The sequence below is a fragment of the Planococcus beijingensis genome (assembly GCF_016820615.1).
GTDB classification, from domain to species: Bacteria; Bacillota; Bacilli; order Bacillales_A; family Planococcaceae; genus Planococcus; species Planococcus notacanthi.
Window position 1 is genome coordinate 16018 of the sequence record NZ_JADHDZ010000001.1, and the last position, 22577, is coordinate 38594.

The 22577-nt window shown below is 45.4% G+C and carries 27 protein-coding genes, 2 pseudogenes and 1 riboswitch; of the genes and pseudogenes, 22 read left to right on the plus strand and 7 right to left on the minus strand.

Going from position 1 to position 22577, the window contains the following annotated elements; genetic code table 11:
• Positions 1-94 precede the first annotated feature (94 nt).
• From IRE19_RS00110 to IRE19_RS00130, 5 genes are all read left to right on the plus strand, one after another.
• On the plus strand, positions 95-289 hold the full coding sequence (locus IRE19_RS00110; RefSeq protein ID WP_191714950.1) for a PLDc N-terminal domain-containing protein: 195 nt from the start codon (positions 95-97) through the stop codon (positions 287-289).
• Positions 286-1167, plus strand: a complete 882-nt coding sequence (locus tag IRE19_RS00115; protein ID WP_203338864.1) for an ABC transporter ATP-binding protein — start codon at positions 286-288, stop codon at positions 1165-1167. Before IRE19_RS00110 ends, IRE19_RS00115 begins: the two co-directional genes overlap by 4 nt.
• Positions 1164-1949, plus strand: coding sequence for an ABC transporter permease (locus tag IRE19_RS00120; protein WP_203338865.1), 786 nt, complete (start codon positions 1164-1166; stop codon positions 1947-1949). Before IRE19_RS00115 ends, IRE19_RS00120 begins: the two co-directional genes overlap by 4 nt.
• 278 nt (positions 1950-2227) lie before the next feature.
• A complete protein-coding gene (locus tag IRE19_RS00125; RefSeq protein ID WP_203338866.1) occupies positions 2228-3058 on the plus strand; it encodes a metallophosphoesterase in 831 nt (276 codons plus the stop codon).
• A gap of 89 nt (positions 3059-3147) precedes the next feature.
• Entirely contained in the window at positions 3148-3636 is a 489-nt protein-coding gene (locus IRE19_RS00130) for a GNAT family N-acetyltransferase (protein WP_191714954.1), read from the plus strand.
• A gap of 58 nt (positions 3637-3694) precedes the next feature.
• Here the strand turns inward: IRE19_RS00130 and IRE19_RS00135 are convergent, their stop codons facing one another.
• On the minus strand, positions 3695-4018 hold the full coding sequence (locus tag IRE19_RS00135) for a CHY zinc finger protein (protein ID WP_203338867.1): 324 nt from the start codon (positions 4016-4018) through the stop codon (positions 3695-3697).
• 211 nt (positions 4019-4229) lie between these two features.
• Positions 4230-4400: riboswitch (FMN riboswitch) on the plus strand.
• A 62-nt stretch (positions 4401-4462) separates the two neighbouring features.
• Here IRE19_RS00135 and IRE19_RS00140 point away from each other — a divergent pair.
• The 5 genes and pseudogenes from IRE19_RS00140 (at position 4463) to IRE19_RS00160 (ending at position 7262) form a co-directional block, all read left to right on the plus strand.
• Positions 4463-4735, plus strand: a complete 273-nt coding sequence (locus IRE19_RS00140) for a hypothetical protein (protein WP_203338868.1) — start codon at positions 4463-4465, stop codon at positions 4733-4735.
• Positions 4736-5365, plus strand: a complete 630-nt coding sequence (gene ribE / locus IRE19_RS00145) for a riboflavin synthase (protein WP_203338869.1) — start codon at positions 4736-4738, stop codon at positions 5363-5365.
• Positions 5366-5382: 17 nt separating this feature from the next.
• Positions 5383-5985 (plus strand): annotated as a pseudogene (ribB, locus tag IRE19_RS00150) (3,4-dihydroxy-2-butanone-4-phosphate synthase); the annotation flags it as partial.
• Positions 5986-6024: 39 nt separating this feature from the next.
• The gene (gene ribH / locus IRE19_RS00155; RefSeq protein WP_191714958.1) at positions 6025-6489 is read left to right on the plus strand and encodes a 6,7-dimethyl-8-ribityllumazine synthase; all 465 of its coding nucleotides are present in this window, start codon (positions 6025-6027) and stop codon (positions 6487-6489) included.
• Positions 6490-6731: 242 nt separating this feature from the next.
• Entirely contained in the window at positions 6732-7262 is a 531-nt protein-coding gene (locus IRE19_RS00160; RefSeq protein ID WP_203338870.1) for a histidine phosphatase family protein, read from the plus strand.
• Positions 7263-7313: 51 nt separating this feature from the next.
• On the opposite strand, the gene IRE19_RS00165 is transcribed toward IRE19_RS00160, so the two are convergent.
• Entirely contained in the window at positions 7314-7937 is a 624-nt protein-coding gene (locus IRE19_RS00165) for a flavodoxin family protein (protein ID WP_203338871.1), read from the minus strand.
• Between the two features lie 111 nt (positions 7938-8048).
• On the opposite strand from IRE19_RS00165, the gene IRE19_RS00170 reads away from it, so the two are divergent.
• From IRE19_RS00170 to IRE19_RS18545, 7 genes and pseudogenes are all read left to right on the plus strand, one after another.
• A complete protein-coding gene (locus IRE19_RS00170; RefSeq protein ID WP_203338872.1) occupies positions 8049-9869 on the plus strand; it encodes an LTA synthase family protein in 1821 nt (606 codons plus the stop codon).
• Between the two features lie 65 nt (positions 9870-9934).
• Positions 9935-10948, plus strand: a complete 1014-nt coding sequence (locus tag IRE19_RS00175) for a YcjF family protein (protein ID WP_191714963.1) — start codon at positions 9935-9937, stop codon at positions 10946-10948.
• A gap of 105 nt (positions 10949-11053) precedes the next feature.
• Positions 11054-11734 carry a response regulator transcription factor gene (locus tag IRE19_RS00180; RefSeq protein ID WP_203338873.1) on the plus strand — a complete coding sequence of 227 codons (681 nt, stop codon included), beginning with the start codon at positions 11054-11056 and terminating at the stop codon, positions 11732-11734.
• Positions 11715-13118, plus strand: coding sequence for a sensor histidine kinase (locus IRE19_RS00185; RefSeq protein ID WP_238943021.1), 1404 nt, complete (start codon positions 11715-11717; stop codon positions 13116-13118). Before IRE19_RS00180 ends, IRE19_RS00185 begins: the two co-directional genes overlap by 20 nt.
• A gap of 125 nt (positions 13119-13243) precedes the next feature.
• Positions 13244-14110 carry a peptidylprolyl isomerase gene (locus IRE19_RS00190; protein WP_203338874.1) on the plus strand — a complete coding sequence of 289 codons (867 nt, stop codon included), beginning with the start codon at positions 13244-13246 and terminating at the stop codon, positions 14108-14110.
• 12 nt (positions 14111-14122) lie between these two features.
• Entirely contained in the window at positions 14123-15316 is a 1194-nt protein-coding gene (locus tag IRE19_RS00195; protein WP_203338875.1) for a S1C family serine protease, read from the plus strand.
• Between the two features lie 285 nt (positions 15317-15601).
• Positions 15602-15731, plus strand: a pseudogene (locus IRE19_RS18545) (transposase); the annotation flags it as partial.
• Between the two features lie 154 nt (positions 15732-15885).
• Here IRE19_RS18545 and IRE19_RS00210 read toward each other — a convergent pair.
• Together IRE19_RS00210 and IRE19_RS00215 are read right to left on the minus strand one after the other, a co-directional pair.
• Entirely contained in the window at positions 15886-16089 is a 204-nt protein-coding gene (locus IRE19_RS00210; protein ID WP_203338877.1) for a hypothetical protein, read from the minus strand.
• Positions 16090-16143: 54 nt separating this feature from the next.
• Positions 16144-16848: a type 1 glutamine amidotransferase domain-containing protein gene (locus IRE19_RS00215; RefSeq protein ID WP_203338878.1), complete on the minus strand. Its 705-nt coding sequence runs from the start codon at positions 16846-16848 to the stop codon at positions 16144-16146.
• 106 nt (positions 16849-16954) lie between these two features.
• Here IRE19_RS00215 and ytvA point away from each other — a divergent pair, with 106 nt between their 5' ends.
• The 5 genes from ytvA to IRE19_RS00240 all read left to right on the plus strand — a co-directional run bounded on the left by ytvA (position 16955) and on the right by IRE19_RS00240 (position 20475).
• Entirely contained in the window at positions 16955-17797 is an 843-nt protein-coding gene (gene ytvA, locus IRE19_RS00220) for a YtvA family blue-light photoreceptor (RefSeq protein WP_203338879.1), read from the plus strand.
• A gap of 67 nt (positions 17798-17864) precedes the next feature.
• The gene (locus tag IRE19_RS00225; RefSeq protein WP_191714970.1) at positions 17865-18284 is read left to right on the plus strand and encodes an organic hydroperoxide resistance protein; all 420 of its coding nucleotides are present in this window, start codon (positions 17865-17867) and stop codon (positions 18282-18284) included.
• Positions 18285-18441: 157 nt separating this feature from the next.
• The gene (locus IRE19_RS00230) at positions 18442-18726 is read left to right on the plus strand and encodes a hypothetical protein (RefSeq protein ID WP_203338880.1); all 285 of its coding nucleotides are present in this window, start codon (positions 18442-18444) and stop codon (positions 18724-18726) included.
• A 22-nt stretch (positions 18727-18748) separates the two neighbouring features.
• Positions 18749-19567, plus strand: coding sequence for a manganese catalase (locus IRE19_RS00235; RefSeq protein ID WP_203338881.1), 819 nt, complete (start codon positions 18749-18751; stop codon positions 19565-19567).
• Between the two features lie 92 nt (positions 19568-19659).
• Positions 19660-20475, plus strand: a complete 816-nt coding sequence (locus IRE19_RS00240; protein ID WP_203338882.1) for a DUF2071 domain-containing protein — start codon at positions 19660-19662, stop codon at positions 20473-20475.
• Here the strand turns inward: IRE19_RS00240 and IRE19_RS00245 are convergent.
• The 3 genes from IRE19_RS00245 to IRE19_RS00255 form a co-directional block, all read right to left on the minus strand.
• Positions 20449-20841 carry a DUF2512 family protein gene (locus IRE19_RS00245; RefSeq protein ID WP_203338883.1) on the minus strand — a complete coding sequence of 131 codons (393 nt, stop codon included), beginning with the start codon at positions 20839-20841 and terminating at the stop codon, positions 20449-20451. The two genes, IRE19_RS00240 and IRE19_RS00245, sit on opposite strands and share 27 nt — an antisense overlap.
• Positions 20842-20963: 122 nt before the next feature.
• Positions 20964-21839: an SDR family oxidoreductase gene (locus tag IRE19_RS00250; protein ID WP_203338884.1), complete on the minus strand. Its 876-nt coding sequence runs from the start codon at positions 21837-21839 to the stop codon at positions 20964-20966.
• A gap of 72 nt (positions 21840-21911) precedes the next feature.
• Positions 21912-22574 carry a superoxide dismutase family protein gene (locus IRE19_RS00255; protein WP_203338885.1) on the minus strand — a complete coding sequence of 221 codons (663 nt, stop codon included), beginning with the start codon at positions 22572-22574 and terminating at the stop codon, positions 21912-21914.
• Positions 22575-22577 lie beyond the last annotated feature (3 nt).

A 22577-nucleotide genomic window follows, 5' to 3' on the forward strand; every position in this document is an offset into this window, starting at 1 on the left:
TCGGTTTTTTCGTGTTTCCACTAAAAACTAACATCAGCAAACGGAATTCATCATGAAAAGTTGTTTTATCAATACGAATATGAGGAGAAAAAACATGGACCAAACAACAATGCTTTTGGCTTTACTGCCGATATTTGTCATTCAAATCGGCTTGATGATTTTTGCTTTAGTGGATTTAATCAAAAACCCAAATCCAAACGGTCCAAAATGGATGTGGGGCATCATTATTGTCGTCGTTAATATTATTGGACCTATTGTGTACTTTGTTGTTGGGAGGAGAAATTATTGAGCTTAATGGAAGTCAACAATCTAACGAAGCAGTATGGACAGGAACTTGCAGTGGAAAATCTTTCTTTCGGGTTGGAAAAAGGTACAGCGACGGCTTTGATTGGGCCCAATGGTGCAGGCAAGACGACAACGCTGTCCATGTTGGCAGATTTATTATCTCCTTCGAGCGGTACAATCAGTTTGGCCGATGGTCTGACAGTCGGCTTTCTGCCACAGTATCCGCAATTTTTCCCGTGGCTGACAGCGCTGGAATTCACTGAGATGGCTGCCAGATTAAGTGGAGTCGATACAAAGAAAGCAAAGCTGCAGGCAATGCGTACATTGGAATTTGTCGGGCTTGAAGGAGCCTTGCGCAAAAATATCGGTGCTTTTTCCGGCGGGATGAAACAGCGATTGGGCTTGGCACAAGCGATTGTCCATGAGCCTAAACTTCTTTTGTTGGATGAACCGATTTCAGCACTTGATCCCACCGGCCGCCGGGAAATCATGGATTTACTGAAATCACTGCAGCAAGACACGACGATTTTGTATTCTACCCACATTTTGAACGATGCAGAAGAAATGACAGATCAGCTGCTGTTTATGAAAGACGGGCGCTTAATCGAACATGGATCATTGGACGAAGTCAAAAGCCGGCATGCCAATCCCCGCATCCGGATCCGGTTTCACAATCCTGCCGAGGCTGTGAAGTTTGCGGGGGAACATCCTTGGAAAACGCACGTTTCAGCAAATTCTGTTTATCTCTCTGTCGATGAAGAAGGTCCCGGCATGCAACAGGTGCTCTACACTTTATCTTCAGAAAAGCAGGACATCTTAGGAGTGGAATTTCAAACTGCTTCTTTGGAAGAAATCTTTTTGAAGGTTGTTGCTGGCCAATGAAACAGTTCGGTATTTTATTGCAAAAAGAATGGCGAGAAAACGTGCGGAATTATAAAATTTTCTGGATCCCTTGTGTTTTTATTCTGCTGGGTATCACTGAGCCTGTCGTGAATTACTTTATGCCTCAGATTTTAGAGGCATCCGGAGGTTTGCCGGAAGGGGCGGTATTTGAATTTCCCACCCCATCTCCTGATCAGATTTTAATGGCTGTCATGGAACAATTCCAAACAATCGGTATAGTTGTGCTGATTTTGGCTTATATGGGAACAATCGCTGGGGAGCGGAAAAGTGGAACAGCGACTTTGCTGTACGTCCGTCCCCTGTCTTTTCTTTCCTACTTTTTGAGTAAATGGACGATGGCAGCGGCCATTTCTCTAATCAGTCTGTGGCTTGGATTTTTAGCAGGGTATTACTATACGTTATTGTTTTTTGAAGAGCTTGAATTTAGCGCTCTTCTTCAAATGATGGGATCCTACAGCATCTGGATTTTGCTGATTCTTACACTTACACTGGCTGCCAGCGCTATTTTTCCAAATGGTGGACTTGCAGCGGCTGCAGCATTTGCGGTATACCTGCTCGTTCAGTTGGCCGATGGATTGCTAGGAGCAAATTGGGCGACTTCCCCGATGAAACTGCCTGGATATGCAGCAGCTTGGTTAACCGGAAATCCCCGTCTCAGCGAATTTGTTGGAGCGATTGGGCTTGCTGTACTGGCCATTATAGGATTGATTGTTTTAGGCAGTTGGGCTGCTTGGAAAAATAAAGCGAAAACCAAAGTTTGATCAGCTGCTTCACGCGCACAAGTGGACGCCGGTACTGAAAAGATGCGACAATGGAGAGCGCGTATCTTTTATGGGGATTTCCATTCCTATGCAATACTTATAAAAGTTACTGAACTTCGGAAATTTGAAGTTGCCGCACCGGAAAAAACGGGGGCATAAATAAGTCTGAAACGTGGATTATCAGGATCTGCCGTTAGTTAAGCCAGAGAAGAAAGAACAGATTAGTGGGCTGCGCAGACACAATCGACTTAAACAGAATCGAATAGAGGTTAAGTTTTATGAAGAAACTCGCAGTATTTTTACTGCTTATATTATTAGTATGGGGCTTATTTTGGGGCAGCAACCACTGGGTGCAAACAACAGAGTATACAGTAGCCTCCCCAGAACTGCCGCAAGCCTTTGATGGATCAAGAATTGTTCAGGTGTCGGATCTGCATGACGCCACATTCGGAAAAAATCAATCATCCTTGATTGAAAAGGTGAAGGCGGCCAATCCGGATGCCATCTTTTTGACTGGAGACCTTATTGACAGCAACCGCTACGACTTGGATTCCAGTCTAGTGTTAGTGGATGCCCTGATAGAAATGAGTGAAGTTTATTACGTTACGGGAAACCATGAAGTGGCCTCCAATAAAGTTGATGAAATTTTAGGGGCGCTTCAGGAACGTGGTGTGACAGTCTTGGAAAATGATTCGGTTGAATGGGTGAAAGACGGAGAGTCGGTCCAAATTGCAGGAATCGATGATCCATTGATGGTGCCGGACATTCATGAAGAAGAAGTTACAGGGCAAAGCCTAGCAAATGCTCGGCTTACAGAAGATTTCACACTTCTGCTGGCACATCGACCGGAATACCTGCCGATTTATGCCGAATACGGTGTGGATTTGGTCTTTTCCGGCCATGCCCATGGCGGCCAGGTCCGTATACCGGGGATTGGCGGCTTGATTGCACCAGGTCAAGGCTGGTTTCCGAAAGTGACGGAAGGTATCTTCGAAGTGGACCAATCGCAAATGGTTGTAAGCCGAGGGCTAGGCAATAGCACGTTTCCCGTGCGAATTTTCAATTTGCCGGAAATTGTTGTCGTGACATTGGAAAAAGGAAACAGCTAAAGTCGGCATATTGGATTTAGCGAACCCGTTATTCGGCTGTTTTTAAAATAGTGGATGAACAGCGAATGTAAATAAGGAGGCCGCTTCACGTGATTAAGAAAAGAGAAGTTACATTGCACCGCTATTCTTCAGGAGTTTCGATTGATTATGATTTGCCATCAGATCAATTGGAATTTACACGTCTGCCTAAGGAAATTGTAGAAAAAGATGCAAAAGACCGATCGAAACATTTCATCATCATAAAGGCACGTGGCGAAGACGCGGGTTTTTTTGAACTGGATGAATCAGAAGACCGAAAAAAGTATTCGGATAATCCGAAAGCCTTGTTGCTGAGAGGATTTTCGGTGAATCCTAAATTCCAAGGCAGAGGCATCGCTACAGGCTCCATTTATGCGCTTCCTGAATTTATGAAGACGGAATTTCCGGGCTTTGATGAAGTGGTACTAGGCGTCAATGCCCGTAATCTTCCGGCTCAACGCCTTTACCAAAAAGCCGGATTCAAAGATACAGGCAGACGGATTATGCGGACCAAAGGCGAACAGCATGTAATGTCCCTATATTTGAATGAAAAAGAGTGAAAGCAGAAATGCTTTCGCTCTTTTATTTTCAACTGGAAAATGCACGCCTTTCAGCTCCTTATCCGAAGTATAGGTGTTTATGCAAATTACAGCCTGGATTGAATGGCGATGAACAGGTAGGGCAGGTTGAAGCGCAGTCTAGATAGTCTTCGACCGACAGTTCATGTCCGCACGTTCCGCATAGGACCGCCTTTTCATCGAAACGGTCTTTGGGCCAAACCTCATGCTTGCCGCAACCTTCCGCTTGATGGCATTCAAAGCAGGGAAAGTATTCCTGGCAGCAAAAAAACTTAATGGCAATCCGGTCGATTGGAGAATGATAATGCGCACAGCGTGTTTCGGCATCGACTTTAATGCCTTTGACAATTTGGTGATGGGCCATGTTAAAACCATCCTTTCTACAGCATGATTTGCTCGTGATAAGGTTTCAGAAAACTATAGGTAATTTGGGTTTTTTGAAACAATTTACCGATTGGTACCGGTGGAATATGGCATATGAAAAGCAAACAGCACTGCTCCCAAAGACCAATTTCTTGTAATTTCTATAGTTCAGTTTCTTTCTATGCTACTATGAAAGGGACGAAACTACGAATCTAATTCTTCGGGGCAAGGTGAAATTCCTTACCGGCGGTGAGCAGGGAACTGCAAGTCCGTGACCCGGTTAAGCGAATGCAGGCATAGGCCACTATGTTTAAAGCGCTTAAGCGGTGGAGCTGGTGAAATTCCGGCACCGACAGTTACAGTCTGGATGGGAGAAGAATTCAGAGATCGGTTTCGTTATGTGCCTCTTCTTTTCAATCGTTTGAAATTGAAAGGAGGAATTTGTATGACCAAAATACCTGAACAGGGACCCGTCTCTGGAAATGCAACACACCGATCTTTAATGCTGCTCTTTTCCTCCGTGGAAACCGGGCTTTTTAAAGGTACCCAAAATTGTCGGGAAACCGGCCATCTTGTTAAAGAAGCAAGGCACATGCAAACAACCTTCAGCACCATCCTTTCCTCACCACCCATACGCCCCATGGTGGAAAGCACCCAACTACTTGTACGAAAACGAATTAAATCTGCTCCGGCGACCGGAATGGAGGAGTGTGCCTAAATGTTTACAGGTATAGTCGAAGAAGTCGGCCGCGTTGCGCAAGTCCGCGCAAAACCGCAGGCTATGGAACTGACGATTTTCTGTGTGTTGATTTTGGAGGATATGAAGCGTGGAGACAGTATTTCCATAAACGGAGTGTGTTTGACTGTTTCTTCCTTCGATTCTCAAACGTTCACAGTCGATGTCATTCCAGAAACGGTCAAATCTTCAACAATGATGGAATTAAAAACAGGAGCGCGCGTAAATCTAGAGCGTGCCATGCCAGCCACCGGCCGCTTTGGCGGCCATTTCGTCAGCGGCCATATCGATGGCGTCGGCGTAATCCGTTCAGTGAAGAAAGAAGCCAATGCTGTCACCAAAACAATTGAACTCGATCCTCACCTGATGAAATACATGATGCTCAAGGGCTCAATAGCGGTTGATGGAACTTCATTGACGATTTTTAAACTTGGCCACAATACGGTTGCCATTTCCCTCATCCCGACCACACGGGAGGATTCGTTATTAGGCGAAAAAGGCATTGGCGCTAAGGTCAATATTGAGTGTGATCTCTTGGCGAAGTATACCGAACGAGTTCAAACCGCAGAACCGAAAATCAGCAGAAGCTGGCTTGCGGAAAATGGATTTTAAAGGGAGATGCTGAAATGATGTTCTACACTGTAGAAAAAGCCGTCGAAGATTTAAAGGCTGGAAAAGCAGTTATTGTAATCGATGATGAAGACAGAGAAAATGAAGGCGATTTTATCGCATTGGCAGAGTTTGCTTCACCTGAGATTGTCAATTTGATGGCGACGGAAGGACGAGGATTAATTTGTGTCCCGATTGCCGGTTCCATCGCACAGCGATTGGAGTTTGGCTTGATGACTGATCAAAATACGGATGAATTCGGCACCGCCTTCACCATCAGCATTGACCATAGAGATACAACCACGGGTATCAGCGCTTTTGAGCGTTCCCACACCATCACCAGCCTAATCAAGCAAGAGGCGAAGGCTGCAGACTTTAAACGTCCGGGCCATATTTTTCCATTGATTGCGAAAGATGGCGGCGTGCTTGAACGGGCAGGCCATACGGAAGCGGCTGTCGATTTGGCGAAGCTTGCGGGATCTGCTCCGGCAGGGGTCATCTGCGAAATCATGAACCCAGACGGCACGATGGCACGTGTGGATGATTTGGAGAAAGTGGCAGAGCGGCTCAACCTTGGTATGTTGACAATCAAGGATTTGGTTGCGTATCAGCAGAAAAATCAGCATACAACAGCGTATTAATTCAGTAGAGGAGATGGAAAAATGACTGTTCATTTTGAAGGATATTTAAACGGTGAAGGGTTGCGGATCGGCATCGTGGTCGGACGCTTTAATGAATTTATCACCAGCAAACTATTGAGCGGAGCAGAAGACGCATTAAAACGCCATGGCGTTGGAGAAGATGACGTCTCGATCGCCTGGGTACCGGGAGCTTTTGAAATTCCACTGGTGGCCAAAAAGATGGCGATGAGCGGGAACTATGACGCCGTCATTACTCTCGGCACAGTCATCAGAGGTGCGACGCCTCATTTCGACTATGTCTGCAGCGAAGTGGCGAAAGGCGTATCTCGGGCCAGTGACCAAGCAAATATTCCGGTCATTTTTGGAGTCTTGACCACAGATTCCATTGAACAGGCGATTGAACGTGCAGGTACAAAAGCCGGCAACAAAGGCTGGGAATCTGCAGCGGGTGCGATTGAAATGGCCAATCTTATGAAAAAATTATAAACTACCAAAACCTGGGCTTTTGCCCGGGTTTTTTTGATTAACAAATGAAATTTAGGGAATGTGAGGTATAACAGTAACAGGACTGACGTATCATGGTTATGGTACATATAGGAGAGTACAGTACGGTTGTGTAGTAGGGCGGCAACATAGTTTTCGAAATCGCCAGCGTGTGCTTCCGTCAAGCTCTATTGAATGGATTTACTGGTTCTGATAAAAGATAAATGGGGTAGGGTGGAAAAAGTATGAAAAAAACAATCTACTTGATTAGGCATTGCCAAGCAAGCGGACAGGCACCGGATGCAGAGTTGACCGAAACAGGCAGGCAGCAAGCGTATAAATTGGCGGATTTTCTGGAAAATCAGAGAGTGGCCCATCTTGTCGCCAGTCCATTCACCCGTGCTATCCAATCGATCGAACCGGCAGCAGCACAATTAGGTTTGCCGATTGAAGTGGATGGCCGACTGGCTGAACGCGTATTGAGCACGCAGGACTTGCCAGACTGGATGGAAAAACTGAAGGAATCGTTCGGTGATGAAGAGCTGAAGTTTGCGGGAGGCGAATCGGGAAAAGAAGCGATTGACCGCGCGATGGAAGTGATGAATGAAATGGAAGATGGGACGGCAGCGGTGACACATGGAAACTTATTAGGTCTGCTCTTGAAAAAAATCGATTCAGGCTATGGATTTTCAGAATGGCAAAAGCTGACGAATCCGGATGTCTATAAAGTGGAAGTGGAAAATGGCCATTCCTCAATGGCGCGGATATGGAAATGACCATTTAAAAAGGCCAACAGCTGAGGGGGCTGTTGGCTGTTTAGCGGCACGTCATTCCAGCGTATTTCCTTCATTTGGAATGGGATTATTCTTGAGCATGCCAGCTAAATGATAGGTGTTATAAGCAAGCCGCTGAATTGCGGATTTGGTGAATTCATTGTTGCGCCCGGCATCCATATAAGAATCGCCAGGTCCTGCTTCACCGACCCAATAAGCATCAACATTCGGCGGGATAACAAAACCGATATGGGAAAGCCCGTATAGAATGGAAGCCGCTGAATGTTTTGCTCCATCTTCGTTGCCGGTTACAACCACGCCGCCAACTTTATTGTAGAAAACGGCTTGCCCTTTGTCGTTGGTGACGCTGCTGCTTCCATAAAGGCGTTCAATGGCTTGCGTCGCCAAGGAACTTTTTTCGCCTAGCCAAATGGGGGTGCCGATAATGACAATATCTGCAGCCAATACTTTCTCAAGGATTTGGGGCCATTCATCACCGTCGCCCATGTCTTCCTGAACACCATAGGCGATGGAGTAATCAGCCAAACGCAAGGTTTCAGATTCTACTCCCAATTGATTATAATGGTATTGAACATCCTTGATAAATCCTTCTGTATGAGAAGGTTCTTTGGAATTTTTCAACGAAGTGTTAAGGAAAAGTGCTTTTAAGGGTTGCATTTTATCGCTCCTTTTATATTTTCGTTTCTGTTTAGTCCTTGTTTTCCCTTTTACCAGGAATATATGCAACAATCGATTCGAGCAATCGTCTGAAGAAAAGAGGTGTTTCAAATGAAAAAAAATGATGCCCTGCCCTATATACTGATTTTCCTCTTGTTATTAATTAAAGTGAGTGCTTTTCGTGTGCTTATTTTTGATACAAAATCGATTTTGCATATTGTTTTGATTGAATTTCCGATGTGGGCACTGCTGTTATCTGCTGTTTTGCTGCTGGCAAAAAAACGGATATGGTTGACTGTCTTTATTTTTAATCTGCTGACTTCCGTCATTTTCTTTACTGTCACGTTGTATATACGCTATTATTCCACCATCCCTTCTTACTACGATTTACAGCAGCTGACGCAGTCGAGTTCTGTCAGCAATACCATTTCGATGCTTGCAAATCCTTGGGATTTCCTATTCTTTCTGGATGTTATTTTGCTGGTGTTCATTGCCCGCCGCTTCGAAAAACCGGTGAAAATTGTTGCCATGAAATATACGGCAGTCACTATGGCCGCGATTTGTGCGATCACCATTGTGTATGCGCTGCAACAACCGGTCATTGATGTTTCTTATTTTGCGAAAGAAAATGGATTTTTGCAGTCTCAGCTGGCTCAATTGTATAACCGTTCCACAGAAACCGCACATGCCTCTTCCAGCAAGCTGTCAGCCAAAGAATTGGAAGAGTTGAAAGGCAATAAGTATGTGGAAGTCAGTGAACACGACAATTTTGGAATCGCGGAAGGGCGGCATTTATTCGTCATCCAAGTAGAATCACTGCAGAATTTCGTCATTGGCCGAACCTTGCACGGCCAGGAAATCACACCAAACCTCAATAAGCTGTTGAGTGAAAGTGCCTACTTCTCAAATGTCTTTCAGCAAGTGGGCGCGGGGACGACTTCTGATGCAGAATGGATTGCCAATACCGGACTGTATCCGCAAGGCATGATTCCGACGGCCAACAGCCTCACCGGGAAAGAAGTGCCTTCCCTGGCCCGTACATTAAAAGACGAAGGTTATGGATCTGCAACCTACCATGCGGACGATGTGACATTTTGGAACCGGGATGTGCTTTATCCGGTTCTTGGCTACGAAGAGGTCTTCTCGATCGATGACCTCCCAAATATCAAAAATGTCGGTTTTGGTCCGGCAGATGAAGTGCTGTTTGATTTTGTAGCAGGAGAACTGCCGCGCCAGCTCGACACTTACGAGCGCATCTACGCCAACATCGTTACAGTCACCAGCCATACCCCATTTGAAATGCCCAATGCTATGGAGTATCTTGAACTCCCGGCAGAATACGAAGGCATGTACATCGGGAATTATCTACAGTCCATCCGCTATGCAGACGAACAAATCGGCTTATTTATACAGGAACTGAAAGATCGAGGGATTTATGAAGAATCCTTAATTGCCATTTTTGGAGACCACTCAGGTATGCACGGCACTTTAGTGACGGAAGAAGACCGGCAGCTATTAAGCAACTTCTTGGGGCATACGTATTCTTTAAAAGATCAATTTACCATTCCGCTGATTTTTACAGGTGGAAATCTGTTTGAAGAAGCTGAAATGACGCGTCTCGGCGGCCAGGCCGACATTATGCCGACATTATTGGCGCTGCTTGGGGTTGAGCACGACGAGCCGATGATGGGGCACAATCTGTTCCATTACAAAAAAAATCTGCTGGGCATGCGTTATTATATGCCTGGAGGGTCTTACATCCAGTCGGAACAATTCTATAAAGCACCTGGGGCAAAACTGCCTGAAGTGCTGTACGATTTGAAAAGTATGGAAAAGCGCAGTAAAAACAGCGAAGCTAAAAAACATATCCGGGATACGGAAACCTTGATGAACTATGCGGATACGTTATTAAAAGACTATATCGAGGAATAATTCCATCCGGTATAGGGAAGCCGTTATACTAGACAGTAAGTACGAAATGAGGGGGAAACCGGTCTATGGTAAAAGAATTTGAAAAAGAAGTCATGCAGGCAATGGACAAGATGTTTGAAAATGAAATGAAAAAAGTCAATGATGCACTGGATCAAGATCTTCTGATTTCCTTAATCGGAGAAGTGAACGCGGGCAAATCATCCACCGTCAATAAAATCATCGGTGAAGATATTGCCAGCACCAACCCGATGCCAGGGGAAACAGTCAGTGTGGATCCCTACAATATCCACGGTCTCGAGAATATCAAATTCATGGATACACCGGGCTTGAATGATCCGAATGATGAGAACCCTAAGAAAACACTGGAGTTCGTCCAGAAATCCGACGTCGTGCTGTTCTTCCTGAATGCAGCAGGCACAGTGTTCTCTGAAAGCGAAAAAGAGAAATTCAATGAAATTGAAAAACACAATAAAGATATTTTGATTGTCTTGAATAAAATCGATGCAGCAGAGAATATTCCGTCCATTGTCCAGTTCGTCAAAGAGCATACCGCCCATAAATACAAAGTCATTCCGATTTCTTCGAAAACAGAAGAAAATCTGGAAACCTTAAAGAAGGAAATCCTTTTTTTGCTCGAAAAGAAAGGTAAAGACCTGCTCTTCGCCAAAAGTATGAAAGAAAAGTCTTCAGCTGCTACACGCTGGATCATCGGGGCTGGCGTTTCAGCCGGTGTGATCGGTGCATCGCCGATTCCTGGTTCCGATGTTTTGCCGTTGACTACCTTGCAAGTTGGGTTGATCATCAAATTATCGAACCTTTACGATAAGCCATTAACCAAAAAAGCGGCAAAAGACATGATTGTCATTACGGCTACTCAAACCATCGGCCATACAATTTACCGCCAAGCCTTGAAATTCATTCCTGGAGCAGGATCCATTATTGGAGGGACTGTTGCTTCGTCCATGACCTTGGCACTGGGTTATGGTGTCAAATATGCGTATGAAAACAATATCGCCATTGATTACGACATGATCGGCGATATCTTTGAGAAGCTTAAAAACCGTGAAAAAAAAGCCTGATCGCTTGCTGAACCGCTCTTCGAATGTTGAAGGGCGGTTTTCAAGTTGCTTGCGTCATTTGGATTTGTCATTTACCTTTAGGAGAAAGAACGACGGAGGTGCAGGATGAAGATATTGGTGGTGGAAGATAACCCAAGCGTCAGTTCCATGCTGGAGCTGTTCTTTTCAAAAGAAGGCATACAAGGTGAATTCGCAGCTGATGGACTGGAAGGATACCGTAAATACAAAGACGGAATATACGATCTGCTGATCTTGGACTGGATGCTTCCCGGGATGGATGGCATTGCACTATGCCGCAAAATCCGTGAGGAAGGGAACGCCGTACCGATCATCATGCTGACGGCAAAAGACAGTGAATCCGACCAGGTCATCGGTTTTGAAATGGGAGCAGACGATTATGTCACGAAACCATTCAGTCCGCTAACGCTGATGGCACGTATCAAAGCGGTGACACGCCGAACACAGAAAGTCGAGCCTGTATCGGACTCCATCCAAACCGCCCATTTCACCGTCAACAAAGAGACGCGGGATGTACTGAAGGATGGGCAGGCGGTAGACAGCTTGACCCCGAAGGAATTCGATTTATTGGTGTTTTTCCTGCAGCATCCGAAGCAGGTGTTCAGCCGGGAACAATTATTGGAACAGGTATGGGGCTATCAGTTTTACGGCGACGAGCGAACGGTAGACGTTCATATCAAACGGTTGCGCAAGAAAATCGATGGCGGAGACAAGCTGTTCCATACGGTATGGGGAGTTGGCTATAAATTTGAAGAACACGCGAATTAAGTATTTCTATCAGCTGATTGCCAGCCATATGAGCATTTTGCTGATCGCATTTTTAATTTTAAGTATTTTATTCGTCCGCTATGTGGATGATTTTGCCTATGATGAAAAAGCGGAAGAACTCGAGAATTACGGGGAACAGATTATTGCCGAGCTCGAACGGGTGCGTCCAGGCACCAATCTGCAGGCTTATGTATCGATCCTGGAAGCGCAGAACATCAGTTTCATCGTTTTTGATCAGCAAAGCCGAATTTTGTATCCGGTCTCCGGCTCTTTCCCGCCTGTAGAACTGACCCAGAAAGAATGGAATGTCATCGAACAGGGCGAGACATTGGTCGTCAACCGGGATGTCGAAAGGTTTGAGCTCACAGTGACGTTTGTGGCGATGCCTTATTTCGATAATAACCAATTGGCAGGCGGCGTCCTGCTTGCTTCGCCCGTCAGCGGCGTCAGCGAAATGATTGCCGAGTTGAATAAAACCTTGATCACGACAATCCTGGTGGCTTTGGCGAGCGCCTTGCTGCTCAGCCTATGGTTATCAAAATTGCATGTCAGCCGGATTCAGCGGATGCGAAAAGCAACCTCGATGATCAGCGAAGGCCATTATGATGTCAATCTGCCGGAATCGAATTTTGATGAGTTTGGGGATCTGGCACATGACTTCAATAAGATGGCCGCCAAACTCCGGAAATCAAACGAGGAGATCGACCGGCTTGAAAATCGCCGTCGCCAATTTATGGCGGATGTCTCACATGAAATGCGGACGCCTTTAACCACGATTGCTGGCATTATCGAAGGTTTGCGGAACAATATGATTGAAGAAGGCCAGCGGGAAAAAGGCATCCGCCTGGCAAGCGATGAGACGAAACGGCTGATGCGCCTGGTCAATGAAAATCTGGATTATGAAAAAATAAGATCCAATCAAGTGGTACTGACAAAAGAGGAAATCGAAGCAGATGAGCTTTTGGAAATTATTCAGGAACAGCTTTATCTGCAGGCGAAAGAAAAAGGCGATTCAATCGTCATCAACACCAATCCTGGCGACATCATCTACGGGGATATGGACCGACTGATTCAAATTCTGATGAACATTACTAAAAATGCGATCCAATTTACCGAAAACGGCACGATTTCGCTTTCTACTTTCTCAGAGGGTGATTACATGGTGATCACCGTGGAAGACGACGGGTCAGGAATCGACGTCAAAGAAATCGATATGATCTGGCGCCGTTTCTACAAAGCTGATTTGTCACGCGGAATCGGGCAATTTGGGCTTGGTTTGTCAATCGTCAAGCAATTGGTGGCGCTGCATGAGGGAGAAGTTCGCGTTGAAAGCGAAAAAGGGCAAGGTACGAAATTTATTATCCGCCTTCCTCACAAAAAATAACCCTGGGATTTTCCCTCGGGTTATTTTTTGTGCCAAACTTTCTCTTTCTGTTAAAACTCTGGTCATAGTTTATTCATAACTGCTTGATAAGCTTTGTATAACGACTCAGGAGAAGAGGTACAGAGATGAAAAAGTTTTACTATATTGCCATTGGTGCGGTAGCGGCAGCGGCTATCATTATGCTGGTTGCATTTTCAGGAGATGAAACAGTGGCTTCAGTAGGAGATACAAAAATCACAAAAGATGCATTATATGAAAAAATGGCGGCTTCTACGGGACCGGCGACACTGGAAGCTTTGATTTCCAACGAAGTGGTGAACCAGGAAGCGGATAAAGCAGGAATCGAAGTGACGCAAAAAGAGCTGGATGCAGAAATGGCGGTTTATGAAGAAAGCTATGGCGGAACTGAAGCTCTTGAACAAGCTCTTACAGCAAGCGGTATGACAATGGCAGACTTGAAAGAGGAGATGGACATCTACTTGAAGGTCGAGAAAATCGTCGGGCCTGATATTAAGATAAGCGATGAGCAGATCAAAACCTACTTCGAAGAAAATAAGGATTCATTCAATCAGCCATCACAGGTGGAAGCAAGCCATATATTGGTGGCTACTGAGGAAGAAGCCGACGAAGTCAAAGCCAAGTTGGATGACGGCAGCGACTTCGCTGAAATGGCAGCGGAATATTCGACAGATACAAGCAATGCTGAAAACGGCGGTGCATTGGGAGCTTTTGGTGCCGGTGAGATGGCCCCTGAATTCGAGGAAGCTGCATTCAGTATGGAAGTAGATGAAATCAGTGAACCTGTCCAGACAGATTATGGATTCCATATTATCCAGATGACAGGAAAAACCGCTGCAGTCGAGGCGAACTTGGAAGACAGCAAAGAGCAAATCAAAGAAACTTTATTTGATGAAGCGTTGAATACGAAATACGCAGAATGGCTGGCCGAAAAAACGGAGTCATACGACATCGTTAATACATTGACAGAATAAGGAGGACATATGATGGGATATTATAATTCAAATGACAAGAAAACGGGCAAACGAGGCTATTTCGCTTCGAGCTTTACAGGATTGGTTGCAGGGGCGTTATTGGTGGGGGTCATTTTGCCTGGTGTGACAGACGCAGAACCGGAAGCGGCTGTAGGAGCAACTACAACCGAGTCGGTCAGTGGCGTGCAGACAACTTCCACAGTGGTCACTTCGGATGTGACGGAAATTGTAGAACAGACCAATGATGCGGTCGTTGGCGTTTCAAATTTGCAGATGGCACAGCAAAATCCATTTTCTGCTCCAACTGCCACAGACAGTGAAGCGCAGGAGGCCGGTGCCGGTTCAGGGGTGATCTATAAGAAAGACGGAGACACTGCCTATATTGTCACCAATAACCATGTAGTAGAAGGTGCCGAAGACGTCATGGTCACCTTGTCAGATGGAACTGAATTGGATGCAGAAGTGCTTGGGACGGATGTGTGGACTGATTTGGCTGTTTTGAAAGTTCCAAGTAAAAGTATTGAAACAGTTGCTGAATTTGGAGATTCTTCAGTCTTGAAAGCCGGAGAACCGGTAATCGCAATTGGTAACCCATTAGGCCTTCAATTCTCGGGATCGGTGACCACAGGGGTCATTTCGGGAACTGAGCGCTTGATTCCCATTGATGTAAACCAGGACGGCACAGAAGATTGGCAGTCGGAAGTTCTTCAAACCGATGCTGCCATCAACCCGGGCAATAGTGGTGGCGCGCTGATCAACGCTAAGGGTCAATTGATTGGCATCAACTCCATGAAAATTGCGCAAGCAGCAGTAGAAGGAATTGGTTTGGCGATCCCAATCAATACCGCTATCCCGATCATTGCAGATCTGGAGACCGAAGGCGCAGTTGAGCGTCCTTCGATGGGTGTCGCTATATTGGATTTAGCTGAAGTGCCAGCACAGTACCGCACTGGCCAATTAGGGTTGCCTGCAGAAGTGGAAGGCGGCATTGTCGTCCAATCCGTGGTCGAAGGATCCGGAGCGGCAACAGCCGGAATGGAAGCGTATGATGTCATTGTTGAACTGGACGGCAAGCCGGTGAAATCAATTCTCGAGCTTCGCCAATACCTTTACAACGAAACGGAAGTTGGGGATACGTTGGAAGTGAAGGCTTATAGAGGCGGCGAACTCATGAGTTTCGAATTGGAATTGACGGAAAGCATGTAAGTGAAAAAGAGAAAGAATTCGGCATTAAAATAAAAGCTGCGAGTTTTTGAACAGCAAAAAAGGGGCTGTCCCAAAAGGTCATGAAAAATGACTTTTAGGGTGCAGTCCCTGTTTGCGTTCTAAAGAAAAGGCTGACATCCATTTCGACGGACGCTTTCCGCGGGCACGGCCTCAGCCGGTTGCACCGTCTTCACCACGCGCTGTTCCAGCAGGAGTCGCCGTCTCCATTCCCGTCAGCCATTCTGAAGCTAAAAAAGTATACAAAAAAACCGTCCATTTCTGTAAATTGACATAGAAAGTGTGTTCGGCCATATCAAGGGCAATCGGTCGTTCCGGAGATTTTACCTCCGAGGCATCGACAAAGTACACACTGAGTTCGGGATTGTGGCAATGACCCACAATCTCCTGAAAGAAGCCGGCATCCGCCAGCTGCTTTCAGAAAAACCATTCTCAAATCGAAAAACAGACGGAGAAAAAGGACTTTTTTTCTCCGTCTGTTTTATTTTGGGGGCTTATGAGACAGCCCCTTTTTGTGTGGGAATTTCTAAATGGCTCATGTAAGAAAGGGATCAGTTGAAAATTCCGAACCAATCTGTTGCAATTCCAAAACCGACAAGGATGAGAACGAGAACAACAAAAATAATGATGCCCAGCTGCAAAGGCTTGTAGCCTGTGGTTTTAGGTTCTTGCAATCCTTCTTTTTGCTCGTTCGGACGGCGCTTCGCTTCTTCTTCGGTTTCTTTCATGTAATCGTCTTTTTCATTATTGCTCATTTGAATGCCTCCTTGGACTTGCCGTTAATAGTCTTTACCCTTAAAAATAAGAGTTCAATCCACTAATTTTTCTTCTGTTTTCAGTTCGCGTTGTTTCAATTTTTGTGCCAATTCACGGCCAAAGAGCTGTGAAGATTGCGGATCTCGACCTGTTAGGATTTGTTTGCTGCCCCAAACAACATAGGCATCCTGTTCTTTTTCTTCATGGTAATCTGCGATTCTGCTCAATTCATCCTCTAAGCTGAAAGGCAGCAAATCCACCACTTCTTCAGGCTCATTTGCATTGGGATAGCCGGTTACTTTCAGCCCTTCAAGAATTCCACGGCCTTCTCTGGTTTTCGTATAGATGAGTGGTGCCGGCCCGTGACAAACTGCAGAAACGATACCGCCCAATTCATACACAATATTAATGACAGCATGCAAATCTTCATTATGCGCCAAATCGAACATGGCTCCATGTCCACCAACAATCATGATGGCATCGTAGTCACTGGCTTTGACGTCCACAATCGGAGTTGTTTTATCTGCCATACCTGATTCATATTGTTTTTTATAAATTCCATCTGGATCATAATCCTTGCTGAGGCTTAATGGATCGACGACCGGTTTTCCACCATCAATAGAAGCAAGTCCTACGGTATGGCCTTCTTTTTCAAGTTCCAATGCAGGTGCGAAAAGTTCTTCTGCCCACCAACCTGTTACATAATTATGTTCTTCGTCTGTATAGCCATTCGATAATACCGCCAATACTTTTGCCATGGTATCTTCCTCCTACTTTTAAAAAAGTCCTTGTTTCTTCATTTACCCTGTAAAGGAATCCTGAAACGTGGCAAATGAGCAGTTCGTGGATTTGGTTAGGGGGATTATGCTACGATTATTGCATGAATGGAAAGAAGAGGTGGACCACTTGAAAGAACTTACCCAAGAAACGCAAGTAACCTTGCTGGAAGCCATGCTTGATGGCAGTAAAGTCGGGACGATCGTAACGGATCCGTCGCAACAGGATAATCCGATCATCTACACCAATCGAACGTTTATTGAAATGACGGGCTATGCACAACAAGAGGTAATCGGAAAGAACTGTCGATTTTTGCAAGGGCCAGAAACGGATAAAGAAGATATAGAGAAAATGAGGAAAGCCATTGCTGCTAAAGAACCGATTACATTAACGTTGCGGAATTACCGAAAAGACGGTTCACCGTTTTGGAATCGTCTAGCCATCGAACCGGTCCAAATAGAAGGCAAGCTGTACTTCATCGGTACGCAGACAGATATTACGCTGGAGCGTTCCCAGCAACAGGCAATTATGGCTAATGAAGACGAAATCGAAAAGCTGATGCTTCCTATTTTATCGATACAAGAAAATGTTGCTACTGTCGCACTGGTCGGTACGATGAATCTTCAGCGTTTTGAAACCTTAAAAGTTAAAATCTGTGAGTATGTTCAAGAACATCGAATTGAGCATGCCATCATCGATATTACAGGCTTGTCCTGGAATGAAAAATCACCGCTTTATTGGTTCCGGCAGATTTACGAAGCGCTTCGGATTATGGGAAGCAATCTCTATGTAACAGGAATCTCTCCGGCCGCTGCACGGCAATTTGCCGACGATTTAGATCGGGACAGCCAGTTGATTACTTTTTCCACAATTGAAAGAGCTTTGAGTTTCATTACTCAAAAAACCACTGGAGAAAACCATTTCAGTTGACTAAGGATCGCCATAAGAGGTAAGTTTTAAGTGTTCTCAAATACAAATCAGGAAAGAGGTTGGAAAAATGTCAGCATTATTCACAACATCCGTAACAGCCACTGGTGGCCGTGAAGGAAGAGTCATTTCCGAAGACAATGTATTGGATCTTCAATTGGTTTCGCCGAAAGAATTGGGCGGTCCCGGAGGAGAAGGCACAAACCCTGAACAATTATTTGCAGCAGGCTACTCCGCTTGTTTTGACGGAGCATTGAACTTAATCATCAAAAGAGAAAAAGCAGATGTCTCCAGCACTTCCATTAAAGCGGATGTTCACTTCCTGAAAGATGAAGGAAATGACGGTTTTAAAATCGGTGTTACTTTAAATGCTCATTTAGAAGGTGTGGATGAAGCAACAGCGAAAGACCTTGTAGAAAAAGCACATGCGTTCTGCCCTTACTCCAAAGCAACAAGAGGCAATGTCGACGTAGAATTGAAAATCGTATAAAAATTAGAAAAAGCCGGAAAGCTTCACTTTCCGGCTTTTTCTTATGGTGAAAAACTGAAGTAGTTGCAGTGGGAAATACAGAATATGGTTTTAAAAAAATAGAGCGGGGTAGAAAGATGATGCAGAGTCACAACGAAAAACGAGGAGGATGGAGGGAATGGATAAAGAACAGAAAAAGCAGCAGACTTCAGAAGACAACAAAATTACTGACCAAGATTCAAGTGAATCGACGAATCAGTTTAATGCAGGCGGCAACGACTCTGATTATGATGGGGGGCATCCAGGAGATGCCTTGAGTGAAGAACAAAAGAAAGAACAGCAGAAACATAAAACCGGTACGTCTTATAACTCAGGCGGCAACGACTCTGATTACGACGGCGGGCATCCAGGAGATGCCGAGCCTGAAAGTAAGGGGCATATAGGTTACGAAGACGAAGACTAAAATCATACAGGAGGTTTTAATTATGTTTTTTCACACAGGAGAACTTCAATACCACGCAAAACCGGATGCTCCAGATCCAGTCTTCGCTAAACAAGTGCAGGAACTGATCGGCGGTCAATTCGGTGAAATGTCAGTTGCCATGCAATACTTATTCCAAGGGTGGAGCACAAGAGGAAACGAAAAATATAGAGATCTTCTGATGGATACAGGAACGCAGGAGTTGGGGCATATTGAAATGCTCGCAACAATGGTGGCCAGACTCCTTGAAGGGGCTCCTGTTTATGAACAGGAAAAAGCTGCAAGCGATCCGATTATAGGCGCCATCATGGGTGGCATGAATCCGCAGCATGCCATTGTCCACGGATTAGGCGCTTCTCCAAAAGATAGCAACGGTGTACCTTGGAATGCGGGATATATCGTAGCAAGTGGAAACCTGTTGGCGGATTTCCGCGCCAACGTCAATGCAGAATCACAGGGCCGTCTTCAAGTAGCCCGCCTTTACAGCATGACAGATGACAGAGGCGTAAAAGATCTGTTCTCATTCTTGCTTGCACGTGATACGATGCACCAAAACCAATGGCTTGCTGCCATAAAAGAATTGGAAGCGAAGGAAGGTCCGATTGTACCAGGAACACTTCCTCCAGAATGGGAAGCGACAGAATTCTCCCATATCCTTTACACGAACTCAGAAAGCAGCAAGGATCTGAAATGGATGAATGAGCCAGCACCGGATGGCCATGAATTTACATTCGGCAAACCAGAGCCGTTGAGTGAAAAACCGCAATTGAAACCAGCTCCTCCGGAAGCGCATAACTCATTGCCGGAAGACAAATTAAAATAAACAACCCAGGCTGTCCCGAAGTCAGAAACACTGGCTTTCAGGGACGGCCTTTGCTTTTTGCCAGAACATCTGCTGAGGGAGGAGAGGAAGGAGTGGCTACAAGACTTTGGCTTATGAAACAGGAATGGAAAGCCGTCGTTTTTCTGCACTGGCCTGTAAAATCTGAATGGCTGCGCCGATTTGTTCCCGATGAGCTGGAAGTCGATTTATATGACGATCAAGCTTGGCTTGGAGTGGTGTTTTTTCAAGCGAAAGCAACACGTCTACGATTTCTGCCTCCAGTTCCGGGAACACGTTCTTTTTTGGAGCTGAATGTCAGGACTTATGTGAAGTATGGAGACAGGAGAGGGGTATATTTCTTTAGTTTGGATGCCAGCAGCCCGCTTGCAGTGAAAACCGCTTCTCATAGAGGTTTTTTGCCCTATCGCTATGCCGAAATAAGCATGACAAAAAAAGCCGCCGACTGGAGATTTTCCAGTCGGCGAATCGAAGCCGGACGGTTCCCTGAATCTTTCGACATGAGCTATACACCTGTTTCTATACCCATTGCATCCAGCCCAATAGAACAATGGCTAACAGAACGTTATTGTTTATGGACACAACCTGAAAACCGGCTTTATCGAGTTGATATCGCGCACTCCCCTTGGGCATTGCATTATTTAAAAGGACATATCGATCAAAATAAAATGGCATCTTTTCTTCCTGCTTCTTTGCATCGACAGCAGCCAATGGCTCATTATTCGCGAAAGCAAAGAGTATGTTTTTATGCGCCTGTAAAAGAGCAGAAAGAGATTGGTTGCGGGAAACTAAACTTGGGTAATTTGAAGTTTACCCCCAAACTAAAAACACCGGGCAGCCGCCTCGGTGTTTTTCAATGGCAATTATTTTCGGTTGGGCTCTTGTTTTAATGTATGGGAAGTCTCTTTTTGTTCCCAGACGCGCTTTGTTAAATAAATATGGAAAAACCATTCGCCGACAGCAATAAGCAAGGCTGAAAAGATTGCAGGCATGACAAGCGAAAAATCAGGATTATTAATCAGCCATAGCCCGCCCAGCCAGACAATCAGAAATACCAGAACAAAGTCGCCTCCGGTTGCCACTTTATTGGAGGTTTTCGGATAAATCATTAAATCTCCGATAAAGCCGACAGCGGTGATGATCAGACTGAGGATGGAAATTTCAAAGACTTCCACTCCATAAGCGATGCCAAGTACGACAAACAATACTGAGAAGGCCATAACGAATTTAATCAGGATTGCCTCCAGATACTTCATGTTTTCCAACTCGTTGAAAAAGCTGTTGTTACTTTTCGTATACCCATTTAACTCAATTCAATTCCTCAAACCTGTAAAAAAAGGACAAAAAAAGACCCGGCTTTTGCCAGGTCTGCCAGTGGTCAGGAACTGATGAAATCGCCGCCATTTATATGGATTGCCTGACCTGTCACATAGGTCGAGTCTTTGGAAGCCAAGTAAACATACGCAGGCGCTACTTCAGAAGGCTGTCCACGTCGCTCCATTGGCGTGTCGCCGCCGTGTTCGCCGACTTTTTCTGCTCCAAAGGTCGCTGGGATCAATGGCGTCCAGATAGGTCCTGGAGCCACTGAGTTGACGCGTATGCCTTTCTCAGCGATATTGGCCGACAAGGAACGTGTAAAGCTGGTGATTGCGCCTTTTGTAGACGAATAATCAATCAGCTCAGGAGAGCCGCGATAAGCCGTGACCGAAGACGTATTGATGATGCTGTCGCCTTTTTGGAGATGCGGCAATGCAGCTTGCGTTAAATAGAACATACTGAAGATGTTGGTCGAAAAAGTTTCCATCAACTGATCTGGACTGATAGCTAAAAAATCATCCTGCGGAAATTGTTTTCCTGCATTATTGACCAAAATATTCAATTGGCCGAATTCGGAAATGACATCGACTACCAGCTGATTGCATTTCTCTACATCGCTGACATCTGTAGCGAATTTTGCACTTTTGACTCCATAAGATTCAATCGCTTTTATCGTTTCGTCAGCATCGTCGTGCTCATCCAAATAAGCAATTGCGACGTTGGCGCCTTCCTTCGCATAAGCTACTGCAACAGCGCGGCCGATGCCACTGTCGCCTCCTGTCACCAATGCAACTTTCCCTTCCAGTTTTCCGGAACCTTTATAGTCTTTATCATCATAAATCGGTTCTGGATTCATTTGCTCTTCAGAACCGGGTTGTTTGGATTGCTCTTGCGGATCTACCTGTTCATCAATTTCTTCAAATTTATCTTTAGCCATAATAAATCCTCCTCTAATTAAGTAACCTGTTTTCATTATTCCCGTTCGGATTCAATTGGTTTCACGAAACGTCTAAGATTCTCCTGTGACTACACCACAGGCAATTCGATCACCCGAGTCACCGGAAGGATCCGTCGTTTGATCATCTTCACCGGCGTGTATGACAAGAGCCGTACCGCCTTCTTTGAGCAATGAGTTTTCTTCACCGATAGCGAGCGTTACATTTTCAGCTGTGAACTCCTGTGAAGCGGTGCCGTCAGAGCTGGCTTCAATATTCGGTAAATCACCGGCGTGAGGACCGTCGGGGTTGTCCATGCCATGCATGGCATCGGCCGGATTGAAATGGCCGCCAGCCGATTCGAAGTCAGGTCCTTCGCACATTCCGGTTTCATGGAAATGAATGCCATGAATGCCTTCTTCCAAGCCTTCAACTTCAAGTGCTACCTTAACTCCGGCATCTTCTTCAGATAATTCCGCGGTGCCGATAGCATTTCCATCACTGTCCATCATTTCAACAGTAAGCATCAAAATTTCTTCGCTGCTGCCTTCCTCTGTTTCCGCTTCATCCGCTTCTTCACCTTCGGGTGGACTTTCTTCTTCTCCTTCAATATCTTCAGTGTTTTCAGCCGGTGCACCATCTGATTCTGTAGGTGGATCTTCTGTGCTTTCATTGCCGCAGGCTGTTAAAAATAATAAGAAAGCCAGTGCCAAAACAAGCATAAGCCATCGCTTCATCTG